Below are 19433 nucleotides of genomic sequence, written 5' to 3' on the forward strand. Positions count from 1 at the left end.
GGGGCTCCTGTGGACGTCTGAGCGCCGCCGGGGAGACGGGGTGGGGTGCGGCCGGTGGGACGAAGCGGTAGCGCGATATGGCGACAAAGCCATGACACGAGAAACCGTCATGGGTCCGGAGCCGGCGTTCCACAGGCGCGGTTTCACGTGAAACGGCGAAGGGCCCAAGGGGATGTCTCCCCTTGGGCCCTTCGTGCGGTGTGCTTCGCGCAGAGCGGTTCGCGCCGTGCAGGGCGATCAGATGATGCCGTCGAGGTCCTTCAGCAGGGCCCGCTTGGGCTTGGCGCCCATGATCTGCTTGACGACCTCGCCGTCCTTGAACACGTTCATCGTGGGGATCTGCATGATCCCGTACTCACGCGTGGTGTTCGGCTGCTCGTCGATGTTGAGCTTGACGATGCTCAGCTTGTCGCCGTACTCCTTGGCGATCTCCTCAAGGATGGGGGCGACCTGGCGGCACGGCCCGCACCATTCGGCCCAGAAGTCGACCAGCACGGGCTTGTCGCTCTTGAGGACCTCCTCCTCGAAGGTCGCATCGGTGACGTGCTTCAGGTCCGCCACGTCGTTCACTCCTTACGGGTTTCGCTCGGGACGTCGGTCACCGGAGGGCGCCGCGGGGCGCCGTCCGGTCAGTCGTTGAGGCTCTCCAGGTAGCGCTCGGCGTCCAGGGCCGCGGCGCTGCCGGTGCCCGCGGCGGTGATCGCCTGCCGGTAGGTGTGGTCGACCACGTCGCCGCAGGCGAAGACGCCGGGAACCCGGGTCTTGGTGGTCGGCGCCTGCACCGCGAGGTAGCCCTCGTCGTCGAGGTCGAGCTGGCCGGAGAAGAGCTCCACCCGCGGGTCGTGGCCGATGGCGATGAACACGCCCTCGACGTCCAGGACGCTCTCGTGGCCGGTCAGGCGGTCGCGCAGGCGGACACCGGTCACCTTGGACTCCCCCAGGACCTCGGTGACATCGCTGTTCCACACGAAGCGGATCTTCTCGTTGTCGAAGGCGCGCTTCTGCATGATCTTGCTGGCCCGCAGTTCGTCGCGGCGGTGCACCACGGTGACGGACTTGGCGAAGCGGGTCAGGAAGGTGGCCTCCTCCATGGCGGTGTCGCCGCCGCCGACCACGACGATGTCCTTGTCGCGGAAGAAGAAGCCGTCACAGGTGGCGCACCAGGAGGTGCCGCGGCCGGAGAACTCCTTCTCCCCGGGGACCCCCAGCTCGCGGTAGCCCGACCCGGTGGCGATGATGACGCTCTTGGCCAGGTGGGTCTCGTCGCCGACCTTGACCACCTTGGGGTCGGCCGCCAGGTCGACCTCGGTCACGTCGTCGGCCACCAGCTCGGCGCCGAAGCGCTCGGCCTGCTTGCGCATGTTGTCCATGAGGTCGGGCCCCATGACGCCGTCGGGGAAGCCCGGGAAGTTGTCGACCTCGGTGGTGTTCATCAGCGCGCCGCCGGCGGTGATGGAACCCTCGAACACCAGGGGTTCGAGCGAGGCGCGCGCGGCGTAGATGGCCGCGGTGTAGCCGGCCGGCCCCGACCCGATGATGATTACGTTGCGGACGTCGCTCACGCTCGTCGGCCCTTCGTTCGCTGGGGGAGGTCACTTCCGCCCGTGACCCTGCGGGTAGATCGTTCCTCTCAACACAGGCTAGGCGCCCCCCATTCCCGCCCCCGCCAGACCCGCCTGTGACCTGTGCGGGCAAGAACTTGTGCGGAGCGGGCCGAGGACGAGGGCGGGCGCGGTGTCCGGTGCCGGCGGCGCAGGGCCGCCGGCACCGGTGCACGCTCAGGGGCCGGAGACGGCGGCCGAGTCGAGCACGGCGTCCGCGGGGTCGCCGGAGGTGCACTCCGGGGAGACCACGGAGACCGTGTACGACCCCGAGCCGTCGTCGGTGTACATCACCCAGGCGGCCTCGGCCGACCCGCCCTCGGGCGCGTAGGTGGCGATGTCCACCAGGACGGGTGACGGGTCGCCCATCCCCTCCACACACGAGGAGACGTCGGCGGGCACCCCCGCGGGCGACGGCAGGGACGAGGTTCCCGTCCCCTCCTCGTCGCCCTCAGGGGCGCCGGAGGCCGGCTCAGGGTCGGCCAGTTCCAGCACCTCACCGGCCTGTTCTTCCAGGCCCGCCGCGGTGTACCCGGTGCCGCTCTCCACGAACTCCGGGCTGTAGGGCTTGATCGCATGGGGTTCACCGGTCCCCAGGCTGGTGGGACCGCCCTGCCCGGCCCCATCGTCGCCCATGCCCCGCAACAGCGCCGCACCCCCGCCGAACACGAAGACGGCGGCGGCCGCGGCGGCGATGTAGGGCATCCAGCGCGCCATGCCGCGGCGGCGCATCGGCACCACCTCGGCCGCACGCGAGCGGAGTTCCTCGGCGGCGTCGCCGTCGACGGTCCCGCCCGGCTCCTGTGCGGATCGGTCGTCGGAACCGGTGGACCCGTCGTCCTCGCCGGCGGCCGATGGGGTGCCGCCGCCGGGGGCCGGGTTCGCCCGCTCCGCGCGTATCGCCTCGTCCAGACGTCCCGTGACCGATTCGGGAAGCGGCGGGACCGGTGTCTCCGCCAGCAGCCGGGGGACATCGCCCAGAGCGGCCTGGATATCCGCGCACTGGGAGCATCCGGCCACGTGAGTCCGGACGGAGCGCTCTTCTTCGTCGTCGAGTAGCCCTTCGGCCGACAACGCGAGAGTCTCCGCGTCCACATGAGACGTCACGGTCTCCCGTCACCTCCTCTCGGGGATGTGACGTCTCGGGGGCGTTCAGGGTTCCGCAGGTGCGTCAGATAGGGAAGAAGTCTCGCCCGGCCGCGCGCGCACCGGCTCTTGACCGTGCCTGGGGCCACTTCGAGGATCCCGGCTGCCTCGTCGACGCGGTAGCCCATCATGTCCACCAGGACCAGCGCGAGGCGCTGCTCCGGGGGGATCTTGTCCAGGGCGGCGTGCACGTCCATCCGGGAGTCGCTGCGCCCCGCGGAGTCGGGGACCGACGCGGTGGCCTTGGCGCGCTCGTTGGAGAGCACGTCCAGGGTGGCGTCGTCGGTGGGCACGGCGGGGCGCACCATGCGGCGGCGCATCCGGTCGTGGCAGGCGTTCACCACGATCCGGTGCAGCCAGGTGCTCACCTGGGCCTCTCCGCGGAACCGGCCGGCGGCGCGGAAGGCGGACAGGAAGGCGTCCTGCAGCGCGTCGGCGGCCTCCTCCGGGTCGCCCAGCACACGGATCGCGACAGCCCACATGCGCTCGCGGTGGCGGCGGACCAGTTCGTCGAACGCCTTCTCGTCACCGCGAGCGTGTCTGGACAACAGCTCCTTGTCGGGGAGCTCTTGGACTGCGTCCATCACCTTCGTCACGATTTCCCGTGCAGCTCTACTTCGTTGATGCTCCCCCGCCATCCACCGTCGACCTGGGGGATATCAGTGAACCATATGAGCACGTAGCGACCTTTCGCAGGGTCGTCCAGCTCGATGGAGTTCTGTCCTTCGATGCCCGACTCCGTGGCGACGGGCTGCAGGGCGTCGAGGCTCTTGTCGTCGCCGACCCGGATCTCCACGTCGCTGCCTCCCGGACCCAGGTCCAGGTCAGCGCTGTGCAGCTCGACCGGGCCGCCCATGTCGATCACCACGCCGATGCCGTTCTTGAGCAGGCCGAAGTCGACATCGTCGTACGTAGAGGTCTTCCACGCGGTGGAGGGGTCGCCGTCGATGGTCAGCTCGGCCTTGTCCGCGTGGTCGGCATCGCCGTCGCTGATGATCTGGGCGCTCTCCGGAGCCAGGGGGGAGATCTGGACCTCGTCCCCCTCGTCACCTTCCTTGCCGTCGGTCTCGGTGCTGCCCCCGGCCTCGGTGCCCTCGGTGCCGCCGCCGTCGCTCATGCTGGAGCCGATGTGCCAGGCGCCGACGACGACGCCGATGAACACGATGAGCGCCGCGGCGCCCATGAGGATCCGGGGCAGGGGGCTGTTGCCGCGCGGGCGGTCGCCCGCGGTCTGCTCGCGGGCGCGGCCGCCGCGGTCCCGTCCGCGGGAGCCCCCCGAGCGGTGCTCGGCGGAGGGGATCTGCCCGGTGTCGCGCGAGGTGCCCCGCTCGGGAGCCGGCGCCGACGGGGCGGCGGCCGGGGAGACCGGGATCGGCACCAGGCGCGGCACGTCCGCCAGCGCCTCGGCCAGTTCGCGGGCGCTGCCCACCGGTCCGGGCCCCACCGGGGCCTGGAAGGCGGAGCGGCCCACCAGTTCGTCGAAGCGCGGCGGGACGCCGGAGGCGACCAGCGCGGGCCGCCGGGGCAGGCCGTCGACCAGCGGCGCCGGGGGCAGGTCCACCCGTCCGGGGCCCGGCCAGTGCCCGGTGAGCGCGGCGTACAGCAGCCGCCCCAGGCCCTGGGCGTCCTCCCGGGCGGGGTGCTCGGCGGCGATGCCGCGCAGCGCGGCGTCCACCCCGATGCCGGTCAGCTTGACCGCCCCGCCGACGCTCCAGATGAGCTTGTCGGGGGTGAGGTTGAGGTGGAACAGCCCGGTGGCGTTGGCCGTGGCCAGTGTCTCGGCCGCCTCGGCGACCAGGCCGGCGGCCCGCTCGGGCTCCAGTGGCCCCTGCTTGAGCAGGTCGGTCAGGGACTGGCCGACGACCCACTCCTCGACCACGTAGGGGGTGGGGCCCGTGTCGTCGGCGTCGAAGACCTGGGTGACACGGGAGTCGGCGATGCGGCTGGTGGCGCGGGCGGCACGGACGGCGTCCCCGGTCCGGGGGAAGCCTTCGGTGAAGGTCCACACCGCGACCAGGCGGGCGAGCGTCTCGTCGGTCGCCTTCCAGAAGGAGGCGCCTTCGGTCTGGCTCACCATTTCGTCTAGGCGGTAGCGGCCTGCGAGCCGCGCGCCCGGCTCGATCATGGAAGTGCTCATGCCGGGAGTGACGGACACGACGACCGGGGGGCCAGCGGGGCGGGCGCGAGGGGCGCCGGGGTGCCGTCAACGCTGGGGCCGGCCATGTCGGCGGTCCCTGACCTCCCTTCGGGCAGCTCGGAGATTCACGGGTGGGGCGGAGGAGAACTGCTGTTCCATGCTAGGACGCCTGGGCGGCGTCCCCGGAGGACAAGTACACCGCACCGAACGCACTCTGCCCTCCTTCCAGCGGTTACGTACGGTCATCCGGTCAGGGTGATCAGCGACGGAGTAGGCGGGTTCGTACCATACCGAAGAATGTTGTGACTTCCGTCACCCCGAGGCGGGGGGCGATGAGGACGAAGAGCAGGATCCCCACCAGGCCGCCCGCCAGGATGCCCAGCAGCGCGGGCAGATAGGTGCCCGGAAGCACCCCGAAGGCGAGGACCATGGCGACCCCGAAGATCGCGCTGGGCACCGAGGCGGCGTAGAGCAGCAGCAGGGTCCGCAGGGTGCGCCGCCCGTCCAGGCCGTTCAGCCGGCGCGCCAGCATGCGCCACGCCAGCACCGAGCCCACGATGTAGTACGTGCCGTAGGCCAGGGGAAGCAGCACCACAATGAGGTGCGGCGGGGCGGTGAACAGCAGGAGGATCGCCAGGGTCGCATGGGCCAGTTCCGCCGGGATCGCGATCAGCGACGGGGTGCGGGTGTCGCCCAGCGCGTAGAACACCCGCTGCTGCAGCTGGAACAGGGTGAAGGGGACGAGCATCACCGCGAACGCGGTGAGGATCCTGCCGACGCTCTGGGCGTCCTCCACCGACATGCTGCCGCGCGCGTACAGCAGCACGCAGAACGGGACGGCGAAGACCACCATCGCCACCGAGATCGGCACGATCAGCACCGCGGAGAGCCGGAAGCCCAGGGAGAAGTCGCGCCGCACCAGGTCCTTGCGCCCGTCGGCGACGTGCCCGCTCATCCGGGGCAGCAGCGCGGTGATCACCGAGACCGCGATGATCGCGTAGGGCAGCTGGTAGATCAGCGAGGCGTACTGGTAGGCGGCGTAGCCCGCGCCGGCCGCCGACTCCCCGGCCTCGGCCGCCCGCACCCCCGCCCGGGTCGCCACGTTGGTGGTGACGAGCATGCCGGCCTGCACCACGCCGATGTAGAGCATCATCCAGCCGGCGGTGCGCACCGCCTCGCCCAGCCCGGAGCCGCGCAGGTCCAGCCGCGGCCGCCAGCGGAACCCGGCCCGCCACAGCGTCCACACCAGCACCGCCATCTGCACCACCTGGGCGGCGGCGGTGCCCACGCCCAGGATGGTCAGGTCGGACCGGGTGATGGATTCGGGGGAGTTGCCGGGGCCGGCCACCCACAGGAACAGCCCGCCGGCGGCGATCACCACCAGGTTGTGCAGGATCGGGGCCCACATGGGGGCGGCGAAGTGGTTGCGCGCGTTCAGCATCGCGCTGGCGATGCCGCTGGCGCCGATGAAGAAGATCTGCGCCAGCAGGAAGCGCGCCAGGTAGACCGCCACGGCGTGCTGGGCGCCGGTGAACTCGCCGGCGTAGAGGCGGATCAGCCACTCCGCGGCCAGGATCGCCACGAGCGAGATCACGAACAGCGCCAGGAGCATGGCCGTGAACAGCCGCTGCTCGGTGGCGTTGCCCCCGTCGGCGTCGCTCTTGCGCCGCTTGACCAGGAACGGCACGAACACGCTGGCGAGCAGCCCGCCGATGAGCAGGTCGTAGACGGCGAAGGGGACCGAGTTGGCGGTCTGGTAGGCGTCCCCGAGCAGCTGCGTGCCCAGCGCCGAGGCGAGTACCACGGTGCGGCCGAAGCCGGTGATGCGGGAGACGACGGTGCCCACCGCCATGACCGCGCTGGAGCGCATCAGGTCGCCCGGCGCGGAGTGCGCCGCGCCGCCGATCTCGTCGCCCTCCTCGCCGACGCGGTCCGCGGTGCCCAGGTCGCCGATGGACGAGGGGTCGCGGACGGTGGTCAGGCCGGATTCGGGCGGGGCGGAGGGCTCGTCCCGTTCAAGGGTGTCGAGCACCTCTTCGGGCATGAGGAGCCCGTTGCGGTGCCGATCCTCGTGGTTGGACTGGTCGTTGGCCACGGGGCTGCAATCTGGTCGGGGGAGGGGCGTTTCGGTGTCCGGCCGCGCCTCGACGGACGCGGGTGGCCGTTGGGCCCGATGGAGGGGAGGCAACGAGGATACGGGCCCAGGCGACGGACGCGCGCCACCGGGGGCGGCCGCGGCCGGAGTCGGTCGCACCGGACCTGAGGGGCGCCCCCTCAGCGCCCCAGCCGCGCCCGTACCAGCCCGATCACCGACTGCAGCTCCGCGATCCGCAGCAGCCGCGCCGCACCGAGGAACAGCACCGCCCCCAGGAGGGAGCCGGCGATCGGCGCGCCGAGGTTGGTCGCCAGCCCCTCGCCGAACCGCCGGGAGAACAGCCACAGCACGCCGATGGCCGCGCCGACCGCCGGGGCCGCGGCCAGGTGCAGCCGCACCAGGGTGCCCAGGATGCGCCGTCCGTCCAGGCCGCCGAGCCGGGCGCTGAGGATGGTCCCGGCGATGATCAGCCCGGACACGAAGGAGAGCATGAACCCGGCGGCGACCCCGACGACCACGAGGTTCGGCGGGAGCAGAAGGAAGGCGCAGACCGCCAGGGTGCCGTGCACCGCCACGTTGGCGATGCTGATCATCGCCGGGGTGCGGGTGTCGCTCATCGCGTAGAAGACCCGCAGCATCAGCTGGAAGATGCTGAAGGGCACCAGTCCCAGCGACATGACGGCCAGCACGATGCCGATGTTGTGCGCGTCGGCGGTCGAGGTGGAGCCGCGGGCGAACACCACCACCGACAGCTGCACCGCGTACACCGCCATCGCCAGCGACAGCGGCACCAGGACCAGCGCCGAGACCCGCAGGGTGCGGGAGAAGCCGTCGCGGACCTCGTTCCACAGCCCGTCGTGGGCCTGGGCGCTCATCCGGGGCAGCAGCACGGTGATGAGCGAGACCGCGATGATCGCGTAGGGCAGCTGGAAGAGTTGGTAGGCGTAGTTGTAGGCGGTCAGCCCGGCGCCGACGCCGTACCCCTCCTGCACGCTCTCGCTGCCGGCCCGGGTGGCGATGTTGGTGGTGATGAGGAAGCCGACCTGGGTGGTGACGGTGTAGAGGAACATCCACCCGGCGGTGCGCAGCGCCTCGCCCAGGCCCGACCCGCGCAGGTCCAGGCGCGGGCGCCAGCGGAACCCGGTCCGCCACAGGGCGGCGACGAGCGCGACCGTCTGGGCCGCCATGCCGCAGGCGGTGCCCAGGCCGAGCAGGGTCAGCTCGCCTTGGGAGACGTTCTCGGGGGTGCGGCCGGGCAGCGCCACCCAGACGAAGGCCAGGCCCACCGAGATGATCACCAGGTTGTTCAGCACCGGGGCCCACACCGGCGCGCCGAACCGGTCGCGGGTGTTGAGCATGGCGCTGATCAGGCCGCTCAGCCCGACGAAGAAGATCTGGGCGAGCAGGAAGCGCGCCAGGTAGACGGCGACCTCCATCTGCTGCCCGGTGAACCCGCCGGCGTAGAGCTCCAGGAGCCACCGGGCGGAGGCGACGGCCACCGCGCTGACCACGAAGAGCAGTACGACGGCGGCGGTGAACAGCCGGTCCTCGGTGGCCCTGCCGCCGTCGGCGTCGCTCTTGCGCCGCTTGACCAGGAAGGGGATGATCACGCTCGCCATCAGGCCCTGGATCAGCAGGTCGTTGATGATGAACGGGATCGTGTTGGCGGTGTTGTAGGCGTCGCCGAGCAGCTGGGTGCCGAGCGCGGCGGCCAGCACGATCGTGCGGACGAACCCGGTGATGCGGGAGGCCATGGTGCCGACCGCCATGACGGCGCTGGAGCGCATGGCGCCGCCCGTGGAGCCGGAGCCGGACTCCGCGCCCTCCCCAGGGGTGCCGGATTCGTCGCGTCCCTCGGCGGTGTCCGTTGCCACCGGATCGGTCCCCTTCACTGGTCGCCCTTGCGGTCCTGCTCGCCGTCCGCCTGCTCGGCCAGGCCGTCCTGGTCGGCCGTCGGCTCCTCGTGCCCCTCCTGCGGGCCCTGCTCCTCGTGGTCGTCGCCCTGGGCCTCGCCCTTCTTCTCGGACTCGGCGCTCCCGCTCTCAGGCCCGTCGCCCTCGGCCCCTTCGCCATCGGGGTCGGGGGAGCCGCCGGCGGCCGCCGCGCGCTTGCGCGCCCACTTGCGCAGCGCGCGCGGCGCGAGCGCGGTGATGAGCACCAGGGCGCCGATGCCGCTGATGATGATCGCCTGGTAGCCCAGGCCCGTCGCGTTGACCGGAGTGATGCTCTCCTCGGAGGAGATCGGTTCGCCCTGGGTGTTCTGCAGGCTGAGGTAGAGCATCGTCCGGCCGTTGATGCGCGCCTCCAAGGGCACGTACACCGTCGTCTTGCGGCCGGGGCCGATCTCCATCTCGTCCGTATAGTCCTGCACCTTCAGGCGCTCGGGGTTCTCCGAGAACATCGAGAGCTTGATCCGGACCGTCTCGTCCTCGCCCTGGAGATCGTTGGCGATGATGACGCCGATGGTCCCGGTCTTGCTGGCGAGCGCCACCGGCTCGGTCGGCACGATGCGCACGCTGCCCAGGCCGTTGCGCACCGAGGTGCCGATCAGGCCGACAGAGCGCGCGGCACGGGACTCCTCGTCGCGCCAGGCGGCCGACTCGGCGCGCAGCACCGCGGGGCGGTAGGGGTCGACGTCCTCCACCAGGATGCTGTTGAAGAGGCGCACGGAGCCGCGGATCTCCTTGACCTGGTCCATGTGCTCCTGGCCGAGCCGCGCCTCGGCGGTCGCGTCGCCCCCGGCGGGGCCGCGCCGCTCGCTCTCGCCCCCGGGGGCCTCGACGTCGGACAGCTCGACCGGGTTGAGCCACGGCAGTTCGCGGGAGTCCTCCAGGACACCGGAGGCGAAGTCCCCGCCCGGGTTCCAGGTGGTCGGCGGCATCGCGACCACGGTGCGGTCCTCGCCGGTGTGCTCGGCGCCGATCATCGCGGTCTCGGCGATGAAGCGCTGCCGGGCCAGGGCGGCCTCGCCGGGGGAGCGGCTGGGCTCTCCCAGCGCCTCGGTGATCCCGGGGTCGGCGACGATCCCGGTCGCGTCGTCCTCTCCGTCCACCGGCAGCGGGGCCGCCGCGGTGGGGGTGTGCTCCACCCAGGGCTGGGCGGGCATCGCGGTCTCGGACACCAGGAAGGACTCGGCGCCCTGGGCGGTGTAGTAGTCCAGGGTGGCGGCGTCGATGAGGCCGCCGGGGGGCAGCGCGTAGGAGGTGTCGGCCTCCCGGCCGAGGGTGTGCCGCAGGGTCGCGTCCCGCAGTTCCACGGCCGCGTCGAGATCGTCCTTCAGGTCGGCGCCGAGCAGCGCGGACACGTCCGGGTTCGCGTAGGGGGTGGCGACCAGGGGGGCGTCCTCGAGCGCGTCGGCGGTCTGGTCGAGCCAGACGCGGGCCCCCGGGTCGGCCTCGACGGTGCGCACCGGCAGGGTGTCGCCCTTGCCGGGGACGTCGGTGTCCTCCAGGACGCTGTAGGACCCGCTCGCCATCCGCTCGATGTCGGCGAGCAGACCGGGGTCCACCGCCCACGTCACCGGGGTACGGTCCTCGTCCCCGCCGTCGCCCTCGCCCGCGTCCCCGGCCTCGGTGTCGGCGCTGGCCGAGGGGGAGGCCGAGGGCTCCTCTCCGTCTTCGCCTTCCCCGGAGTCCTCCTCGGTCCCCTCCGCCTCGTTCGGGTCCAGGGTCAGGGAGCCGTCCTGCGCGCCCGCGGTGAGCAGCCGCCCGAGCCTGCCCTGGGCGCCGACGCTGGCCGCCAGGTCGGTGCTGAGGAAGGTGTCGTCGTCGGTGCGCCGGGGGTAGTCCATGAGCGGCCACACCCAGGCGATCTCGACGGGGGAGGGGGCGCCCCCCGACCCCTCGTAGGCGAGGAACGTGCGCACCGACGCCAGGGCGCCCTCGTCGGAGTCGAGCGCCTCGACGGCGACGGGGTAGACCCCGAAGCCGTCCAGGTCCAGGTCGGCCGCGTCGGCGCTGATCCGGAAGGAGGCCGTCTCGCCCGGCTCCAGGGGGTCGTCGAGCTCGTCGGCCGGGCCGTAGGCCGGGGTGCGCTCGTCGGCGGCACCGTCGACCGAGGCGAATTCGCCCAGCTGGGAGCGGTCGTTGAAGGGGTAGCCGGAGTAGCGCATCCGCACGCTCACCGACTCCAGCACGTCCTCGGTGGTGTTGGTGACCTGCCCCTCGATGCGCACGGTGCTGTCGGCGTCCACCGCCCGGGGGGTGATCTCCTCGACGAGCAGCGGGTCCCGCCCCTCCCGCTCCGTCGGGGCCGAGGGCGCCTGAGCAGGGTTGAACGCGGCCAGTGACGGGAGCAGGACCGCGGTCGTGGCCACGACCGCGCCCAGATGAGCAAATCGACGCACGCCAGAAGGTTTCCAGTCGGGATTGACGGTGGCCAGCGGGTATGCCGCGCTTGGTGGACGCCGTGGCCCGTAAGCATGCGCCACCGCATCGGGGGAATGCAGAGCGGTCGCGCTATCGGTCCTGACGATACCCCCTCAGGGGGCCCGTCCCGAAGTAGCGCCCGGGCGCGTGCGCACGGGTCGTCCGGGAGCGCGCCGATTCGCACCACCCGGGCGCGCCGCCTACCCTCTCTTGATGTGTCGAACACTTCGCTCCCTGGCCAGACCCCGTCCGCCGAACCCCTCGCCGACCAGGGCGAGGCCGTCGCGCGCCTGTTCGCCACGGTCGACCCGGCCGTGGCCGAGCTGGGTGAGCGGTTCGCCGCCGCCGGGTACGAACTGGCTCTGGTGGGCGGCCCGGTCCGGGACGCGCTGCTCGGGCGCGAGGTGCACGACCTGGACCTGACCACCGACGCGGTGCCGCAGCGCATCCTGGAGCTGGTGGAGGGCTGGGCCGACGCGGTGTGGACCGTGGGCATCGACTTCGGCACGGTGGGGCTGCGCCGGAAGGGCGTGCAGTTGGAGGTCACCACCTACCGCAGCGAGTCGTACTCGCCCAAGTCGCGCAAGCCCGAGGTGGACTACGGCACCTCCCTCGACGAGGACCTGGTGCGGCGCGACTTCACCGTCAACGCGATGGCGGTGCGCCTGCCCTCCCGGGAGTTCTGCGACCCGTTCGGCGGCCTGGAGGACCTGGGCGCCCGCCGGCTGCGCACCCCGGGGCGGACCGAGGACTCCTTCGGCGACGACCCGCTGCGCATCATGCGCGGGGTGCGCTTCGCCGCCCAGCTCGGCTTCACGCTCGCGCCGGAGGTGCGCGAGGCGGCCGCCTCCATGGCCGACCGCCTGAAGATCGTCTCGGCCGAGCGGATCCGCGACGAGCTGAGCAAGCTGATGGTCAGCCCGGCCCCGCGGACGGGCGTGGAGCTCATGGTGGACCTGGGCATCGCCGCCTACGTGCTGCCGGAGATCCCCAGGCTTCGCCTGGAGATCGACGAGCACCACCGGCACAAGGACGTCTACGAGCACTCGCTGACCGTGCTCGACCAGGCCATCGACCTGGAGCGGAGCCGGGGCATGGAGCCCGACCTGGTGCTGCGCCTGGCGGCGCTGCTGCACGACGTCGGAAAGCCCAAGACCCGGGCGTTCGAGTCCGGGGGCCGGGTGACCTTCCACCACCACGAGGTGGTCGGGGCCTCGATGAGCAAGAGCCGGCTGAGCGCGCTGCGCTTCTCCAAGGAGGTGGTGAACGACGTCAGCAAGCTGGTCGCGCTCCACCTGCGGTTCCACGGCTACGGCAAGGGGGAGTGGACCGACTCGGCGGTGCGGCGCTACGCCCGCGACGCCGGGCACCTGCTGGAGCGGCTGCACGTGCTGACCCGCGCCGACTGCACCACCCGCAACCGCCGCAAGGCGGCCGCGCTCGCCCGGGCCTACGACGACATCGAGCGGCGGATCGACCGGCTCGCCGAGGAGGAGGAGCTGAACAAGATCCGCCCGGACCTCGACGGCAATGAGATCCAGCGGATCCTGGGCATCAAGCCGGGCCCGCTCGTGGGCAAGGCGTACCGGTACATGCTCGAGCTCCGGCTGGAGAACGGCCCCATGGAGCGGGAGACCGCGGAGGCGGAGCTGAAGTCCTGGGCGCGTGAACAGGGCATCACCGAGGACTCCTGAGGCCTGATCCTCGCCGCCCCATGGGGATGTCCCCATGGGGTCTTCTCGTCGTGTCGACTTCGCGCCACATCCACTCAGAGACACGTCCGCCTCGGGGTGCGTCCATGTCACGCCGCTGCGCGCCGTCGGCGCCCGGCCGCTTCGCTGAGGGCGTCCGACGGAAATCCGTTGACTTCCAGGCTCCGATCGCGCATGGTTTCTACGGCCGGGCGAGACGGATGCCGTCCCGCTCAGGGAAGTCCCCGTGCGGCCGACGTGAGGAGAGTGCGTGCTGATTCTCGGGCGCTGAAGCGCCGCCCTAATCGGGCGGCCTTGTGCCAAGGACGCCATCGAGAAGGGAGCACGCACCATGACCCACGTATATCCGCGTACTCAGGGGGCCCGCGGTCGGAACTCCGACCGGAACCCTGCCGGGAACCCCGCCCCGGGCCTCAACGCGAACTCCGGGGTCGTCGTCGCCGAAGCCGTGAAGCGCTATGTCGACCGTGTCGTCCTGGACCGGGTGTCCTTCACGGTCCGGCCCGGCGAGCGGGTCGGCGTGATCGGCGACAACGGGTCCGGAAAGTCCACGCTGCTCCGCCTGCTCTTCGGTAAGGAGGAGCCCGACGCCGGATCGGTCGGGACCCGAGCGCGGGGCGGCGTGGGGTACCTGGCCCAGACGCTGGACCTGCCCCCGCACGCGACCGTCGCCGATGCCGTCGACCTCGCCCTCGCCGACCTCCGTTCGCTCGAGCGGCGGATGCGCTCCGCCGAGCGCGCGCTCGCCGCGCCCGACGGCACGGCGGACCCGGCCGCCTTGGAGGAGTACGGACGGCTGGTCGAAGAGTTCGAGGCGCGGGACGGGTACGGCGCCGACGCGCGCGTCGACACCGCCCTGGCCGCGCTGGGGCTGCCCGGCCTCGACAGGGGCAGGGCGGTCGGTACGCTCTCCGGCGGCCAGCGGTCCCGTCTCGCCCTGGCGGGGGTGCTCGCCGCCGATCCGGAGCTGCTGCTGCTGGACGAGCCCACCAACGACCTGGACGACGGGGCCGTGGCGTGGCTGGAGGAGCGGCTCCGGCGGCACCGGGGGACCGTCGTCGCGGTCACCCATGACCGGGAGTTCCTGGACCGGGTCACGACCGCGATCCTGGAGGTCGACGCCGACCTGCGGCGGGTGCGGCGGTACGGCGACGGCTACACCGGGTACCTGCGGGCCAAGGCGGCCGAGCGGGAGCGGTGGGCGCGGGAGCATGAGGAGTGGCGGCAGGAGGTGGCGCGCCAGCGGTCACTGGTGGCGTCCAACGCCTTCCGGATGGACGCGATCCCGCGCCGGCAGGTCAAGGCGGCGTTCGGGTACGGCGCGTTCAAGCTGCGCTCGCGCGACCACGGTGCGGCGAGCCGTATCCGGATGGCGCAGGGCCGGCTGGAGCGGCTGAGGGCCCACCCGGTGCCGCCCCCGCCGGAGCCGCTGCGCTTCGCCGCGCGGATGGCCGTTCCTCCACAGGGCGTGGACGCCGATCGGGCCGCTCCGGCGGCGGTGGAGGCCGAAGGGGTGGACGTTCCCGGGCGCCTGCGTCTGGACCGGCTGCACCTGCCGCAGGGGCGCCGTCTCCTGGTGACCGGGCCCAACGGGGCCGGGAAGACCACCCTCCTGCGCGTGCTCGCCGGCGAACTGGCACCCGGCTCCGGTCGGGTCCGGGTCGCAGGGCGCGTCGGGCACCTGCAGCAGCAGGTGGGGGAGGACGGCCGGGGACGGTCGGAGGCGACCCTGCTGGACGCCTTCGCCGACGGCCTGGCCGGACACCCCGAGGACCACGCCGGCGCCCTGCTGGCACTGGGGCTGTTCCGAGAGGAGGACCTGCACCGCCCGGTCGGTGTGCTGTCCGTCGGCCAGCGGCGCCGACTGGAGCTGGCACGGCTGGTCACCCGGGAGTACGACGTGGTGCTCCTGGACGAGCCGACCAACCACCTGTCGCCGCTCCTGGTGGAGGAGATGCAGCAGGCCCTCGCCGACTACGCGGGGACGGTGGTGGTCACCACGCACGACCGCCGTATGCGCGCGGCGTTCGAAGGGCCGGAGCTGCGCCTGGAGCCGGTGAAGGAGAGCTGAGGACGGGACCCCGCGGCGCCATCGCCGCGGAGCCCCGTCGCCATGCCGTTCTCCCGCCTTCGCGACTTCCCGCCTTCGCGACATGTCGACCCCGTGAAGAGAGGAGAACGGGGAAGGCGGGCGCCTGTCGGGACGTTCCGGCGGTCCGCCATCATCGGCCCATGTCCTTTTCAGCGAACCGGCGGCCGATGGGCTCAGAGCGGCCGGACGCCCCGTCCGAAACCGGCTCCCGTGCGAACGGCCCCGTGGTGATGCGCGCGGGAGGCGGCGGATTCACCGCCGCCGCCGCTCTGCTGGCCGTCGTCGCCGCGACCGTGGGCGGCCTGGGCTACGGCACCGTCCACGCACTCCGGACGGAGGGGGTCGGCGCCCTGTGGTCCGACGGCTACCTCTTCCACCGGGTGCTCGTTCTGGGGGTGCTCGTCGGCCTGCTGTTCGCCCTTTACCGGGTGCCGCGCCGCCGGACCCGCTGGACCGTCGACGTCCTCCCCGGAGGGCTGGACATCGATGAGGAGCGGCGGTGGTGGTCGCCCGGTGGACGGGCCCATGTCCCCTGGGAGGCCGTGCGGGTGGTCAGCGCGCGCGAGGCGGGCTACACCGAGGGGAACAGGAACGGGGTCAGGCGCCCGGTGCTGGACGTCTACCTCCGCAGGGAGGTGCCCGGCCTGCCCGACGCGGCGCGGGCCGAGCGGGTCCCGCCCGACAAGGTCGACGTGGGCGAGGTGGCCGCGGACGCGTCCGCATCGGGAGACGGCCGCGCGCTGCGGGTGCGGCTGGGCGGCGCGGGCGCCGAGTCCGAGAAGGCGGTCCGGGCGCTCACCCCGCTCGTCTCCTCGGTCCGCCCCGACCTCTTCCCCTCGGGCCTCCAGGCCGAGCAGTGGTTCGTCCCGGAGTACGACCACCGCGCACCGGCCTCCGCCGTGCCCGCCTCCGCGTCCTCGGGGGAGCCGGAGGACCCGGGGGAACGGCGGCCGCTCTCCGGCGCACCGGTGTTCGTCGACCATCGGCACACGCTTGTGAACGTGCTGGGGCGGATCGCTCTGTGGGCCGCCGTGTTCGCCGGCTCGGCATTCCTCGTGTCCAACCCGTTCGGCTGGGGGACGCTCCTGTCCGGCCTGCTGACCCTCGCCCTTCTCGTGCCGGTGTTCTTCAGCGCGGTGGCCTTGGCCGTCGCCCTGTGGACGCTCCCGCGCGCCACCGCGCCCGTCGGCGTGCGCGTTGGAGAGGACGGGATCGCCTTCATCCGGAAGAGGACCATGCGGCCGCGGGCCACCGTGACGACCGAGGTGCCATGGGAGCGGGTTCAGGCCGTCGCCGCCCGCGAGAGCCGCGACGTGCTCACCACCGCGGATTACTCCCGGACAGAGGTGATCGACATCTTCCTCAAGGGGGAGGACCGACTGGGCACCTGGGGCGTTCCGGGTGTGGGCCTCCGACTCACCGCGGCAATGCAGAAGCGGCCGGATTCGTCCGCCGTGGCGCGACTGGTCGACTTCCCCGCGGCACGCCTGAGGATCACCGCCCCGGCCGTCAAAGAGGCCGACCTCCGCTCCCAGATGCACGCCCTTGACGACGAGTCCCTCCGGCCCGAGCGTGCGCCCCGGTCCCACCTGCGCGCCGCCCTGCTCGCCTTCCGCCCGGACCTGTGCCACGGATTCCGCACCCCGCCACCGGCGTGACCGTCGGTATGACCGCCGGAGCGAGCGCGGAGGCGCGCTCAACCCACCGGAGCCTCCTCGTCCCTGCCGATATCCCGCCTGGAGGCGCGCACCGTCCAGGCACCGGCCATGGCGACGTACACGGCCGCCATGGCGAGGATGACCGGGACGCTCTCCCCAGAAGGCGGGACCGTGGCGGCCGCGAACCCTGCCGCGGCGACGAAGGCGGCGTTGAACAGCATGTCGTAGACGGAGAACACGCGGCCCCGGAAGGCGTCGTCGACATGTCGCTGGACCAGCGTGTCGACGGTGACCTTCACCCCCTGCGACACCACCCCCAGGCCGAAGGCGGCGACCGGGAACAGGGCGGGGGACAAGGGGAGCCCGAAGACCAGCAGGACCACGGCGCCGAAGGCGAGCAGCCCCGCGATCCAGGCCGAGGGGCTCATCCGGGCCGTCGCCCACGGTGTCGCCACCGCACCGGCGAGGAACCCGACCGCCGAGGCCGACAGGGCGGCGCTGAACCCGGCCAGTCCGGCCACGCCCCCGGAGGTGAAGGTGTTGTTGTAGAGCAGAAGCGTCATCAGCGTGGAGATGCCGAAGACGAAGCGGTGCCCGGCGATCGTCGCCAGCCCGTCGCGGGCCGGCGGCCGCCCCCGGATGTGCCGGGCGCCGTCGGCCAGGCCCGAGACCGTGCCCCGCAGCGCCGCGCGCACCCGGGTCGGCGCGTCTTCCAGGTCCGGGCCGAGCTCGCGTCGGCCCAGCGTGAGGGCGAGCGCCCCGGCGGCCGCGAACAGCACCCCGGCGGCGGCCAGCACCGCCGCGGTGCCCGCCGGGCCGTCCCCGGCGGGGAGGCGCAGCCCCGCACCGGCGGCCGCGCCCAGGAAGCTCGCCGCGGTCCCGCAGGTCGGGGTGACCGCGTTGGCCATCATCAGCCGGTCGCGCGCCACCACGTGCGGCAGCGCGGCCGACAGCCCGGCCAGGAAGAACCGGTTGACGCTCAGCAGGACCAGCGCCGCGAACAGGAACGGCGCCCCGTCGGCGCCCACCGCCACCAGCACCGCCGTGCCGCCCCCGAGCGCCGCCTTGAGCAGGGCCGAAACCAGCAGCACCTGGCGGCGCGACCAGCGGTCGATGAACACTCCGGCGAACGGCCCGACCACCGAGAACGGCAGGAGCAGCACGGCGAACGCCGCCGCGACCCCGCCCGCGGTGGTGTGCTGCTCGGGGGAGAAGAACACGTACCCGGCCAGCCCCGCCTGGTACATCCCGTCGGCGAACTGCGAGACGACCCGGGTGGCGAAGAGCCGGCGGAAGCGCGGCCCTTGCAGCACGGTCCGCAGATCATCGAAGAACGACACCCGCCAAGCGTACGGCGGCCCTGGACACGACGAGGGGGCCGCCCCTGAGGGCGGCCCCCTGAACGGCGCTCGGGTGCCCGGGCCGCCGGTCGACACGTGGCCCTGCCGTTTCGCCGACTCGTCGACACGGCCGCTCATCGATCAGTCGCCGTGTCGACCCGGCGCCGGGGCGGCCGGCCGGACCGGCCGGACCGGCCGGATCAGCGGTCGGCCTCGCCCTCGATGAACCGCTCGACCCGGTCGTGCGCCTCGCTGTCGCTGTACTGCTCCGGCGGGGACTTCATGAAGTAGGAGGACGCCGAGAGGATCGGCCCGCCGATGCCGCGGTCCTTGGCGATCTTGGCGGCGCGGATCGCGTCGATGATGATCCCGGCGGAGTTGGGGGAGTCCCACACCTCCAGCTTGTACTCCAGGTTCAGCGGCACGTCGCCGAACGCCCGCCCCTCCAGGCGGATGTAGGCCATCTTGCGGTCGTCCAGCCACGGCACGTGGTCCGAGGGGCCGATGTGCACGGCGCCCGCGTTCAGCTCGTGCGGGATCTGCGAGGTGACCGACTGCGTCTTGGACGTCTTCTTGGACTCCAGGCGCTCGCGCTCGAGCATGTTCTTGAAGTCCATGTTGCCGCCGAAGTTCAGCTGGTAGGTCCGGTCGACGACGACGCCGCGGTCCTCGAACAGCTTGGACATCACGCGGTGCGTGATGGTGGCCCCCACCTGGGACTTGATGTCGTCGCCGACGATCGGCACGCCGGCCGCCTCGAACTTGGCCGCCCACTCGGGGTCGGAGGCGATGAACACCGGCAGCGCGTTGACGAACGCCACACCGGCGTCCACGGCGCACTGGGCGTAGAAGCGGTCCGCCTCCTCCGAGCCCACCGGCAGGTAGCTGACCAGGACGTCGGCCTTGGCGGCCTTGAGCGCGGCGACCACGTCCACGGCGTCCTCGGCGGACTCCTCGATGGCCTCGCGGTAGTACCGGCCCAGGCCGTCGAAGGTGGGGCCGCGCTGGACGGTCACGCCGGTCGGCGGGACGTCGCAGATCTTGATGGTGTTGTTCTCGCTGGCGGAGATGGCGTCCGACAGGTCGTGGCCGACCTTCTTGGCGTCCACGTCGAAGGCCGCGACGAACTCCACGTCCCGCACGTGGTACGGCCCGAACTCGACGTGCATGAGGCCCGGGACCCGGGTCTGCGGGTCGGCGTCCCGGTAGTAGTGGACGCCTTGGACGAGCGACGCCGCACAGTTGCCGACGCCCACGACGGCTACGCGTACCGAACCCATTGGTC

At 72.4% G+C, this 19433-nt stretch carries 13 protein-coding genes; 3 read left to right on the forward strand and 10 right to left on the reverse strand.

Annotated elements, in window-relative coordinates; all coding sequences use genetic code 11:
- Window positions 1-237: 237 nt before the first annotated feature.
- The 8 genes from trxA to C892_RS29335 all read right to left on the reverse strand — a co-directional run bounded on the left by trxA (window position 238) and on the right by C892_RS29335 (window position 11324).
- Complete coding sequence (trxA, locus tag C892_RS0121020) at window positions 238-561, reverse strand: thioredoxin (protein WP_017539605.1); 324 nt, start codon at window positions 559-561, stop codon at window positions 238-240.
- Between the two features lie 68 nt (window positions 562-629).
- Window positions 630-1562: a thioredoxin-disulfide reductase gene (trxB, locus tag C892_RS0121025; RefSeq protein ID WP_017558799.1), complete on the reverse strand. Its 933-nt coding sequence runs from the start codon at window positions 1560-1562 to the stop codon at window positions 630-632.
- 216 nt (window positions 1563-1778) lie between these two features.
- Window positions 1779-2708 (reverse strand): anti-sigma factor family protein, encoded by a 930-nt coding sequence (locus C892_RS0121030; protein WP_239647467.1) that lies wholly within the window; start codon window positions 2706-2708, stop codon window positions 1779-1781.
- Window positions 2705-3331, reverse strand: a complete 627-nt coding sequence (sigM, locus tag C892_RS0121035) for an RNA polymerase sigma factor SigM (protein ID WP_017539602.1) — start codon at window positions 3329-3331, stop codon at window positions 2705-2707. The genes C892_RS0121030 and sigM overlap by 4 nt, the downstream gene beginning before the upstream one ends.
- 8 nt (window positions 3332-3339) lie before the next feature.
- Window positions 3340-4884, reverse strand: coding sequence for a protein kinase family protein (locus C892_RS0121040; protein WP_026124530.1), 1545 nt, complete (start codon window positions 4882-4884; stop codon window positions 3340-3342).
- A gap of 259 nt (window positions 4885-5143) precedes the next feature.
- Window positions 5144-6979 (reverse strand): murein biosynthesis integral membrane protein MurJ, encoded by a 1836-nt coding sequence (gene murJ, locus C892_RS0121045; RefSeq protein WP_017558803.1) that lies wholly within the window; start codon window positions 6977-6979, stop codon window positions 5144-5146.
- 179 nt (window positions 6980-7158) lie between these two features.
- Window positions 7159-8853, reverse strand: a complete 1695-nt coding sequence (murJ, locus tag C892_RS0121050; RefSeq protein ID WP_026124531.1) for a murein biosynthesis integral membrane protein MurJ — start codon at window positions 8851-8853, stop codon at window positions 7159-7161.
- 14 nt (window positions 8854-8867) lie between these two features.
- Window positions 8868-11324 carry a DUF6049 family protein gene (locus C892_RS29335; RefSeq protein WP_239647468.1) on the reverse strand — a complete coding sequence of 819 codons (2457 nt, stop codon included), beginning with the start codon at window positions 11322-11324 and terminating at the stop codon, window positions 8868-8870.
- A 237-nt stretch (window positions 11325-11561) separates the two neighbouring features.
- On the opposite strand from C892_RS29335, the gene C892_RS0121060 reads away from it, so the two are divergent.
- The 3 genes from C892_RS0121060 (at window position 11562) to C892_RS0121070 (ending at window position 16808) form a co-directional block, all read left to right on the forward strand.
- On the forward strand, window positions 11562-13040 hold the full coding sequence (locus C892_RS0121060; protein ID WP_017539594.1) for a CCA tRNA nucleotidyltransferase: 1479 nt from the start codon (window positions 11562-11564) through the stop codon (window positions 13038-13040).
- 349 nt (window positions 13041-13389) lie between these two features.
- Window positions 13390-15129: a ribosomal protection-like ABC-F family protein gene (abc-f, locus tag C892_RS29340; RefSeq protein ID WP_083934438.1), complete on the forward strand. Its 1740-nt coding sequence runs from the start codon at window positions 13390-13392 to the stop codon at window positions 15127-15129.
- Between the two features lie 161 nt (window positions 15130-15290).
- Window positions 15291-16808 (forward strand): hypothetical protein, encoded by a 1518-nt coding sequence (locus C892_RS0121070; protein WP_239647469.1) that lies wholly within the window; start codon window positions 15291-15293, stop codon window positions 16806-16808.
- Window positions 16809-16846: 38 nt separating this feature from the next.
- Here the strand turns inward: C892_RS0121070 and C892_RS0121075 are convergent, their stop codons facing one another.
- Both C892_RS0121075 and C892_RS0121080 read right to left on the reverse strand, forming a co-directional pair.
- A complete protein-coding gene (locus tag C892_RS0121075; RefSeq protein ID WP_017558808.1) occupies window positions 16847-18148 on the reverse strand; it encodes an MFS transporter in 1302 nt (433 codons plus the stop codon).
- A 200-nt stretch (window positions 18149-18348) separates the two neighbouring features.
- Window positions 18349-19428, reverse strand: coding sequence for an inositol-3-phosphate synthase (locus tag C892_RS0121080; protein ID WP_026124532.1), 1080 nt, complete (start codon window positions 19426-19428; stop codon window positions 18349-18351).
- Window positions 19429-19433 lie beyond the last annotated feature (5 nt).

The sequence above is a fragment of the Nocardiopsis baichengensis YIM 90130 genome, assembly GCF_000341205.1.
Classification (GTDB): domain Bacteria; phylum Actinomycetota; class Actinomycetes; order Streptosporangiales; family Streptosporangiaceae; genus Nocardiopsis_A; species Nocardiopsis_A halophila.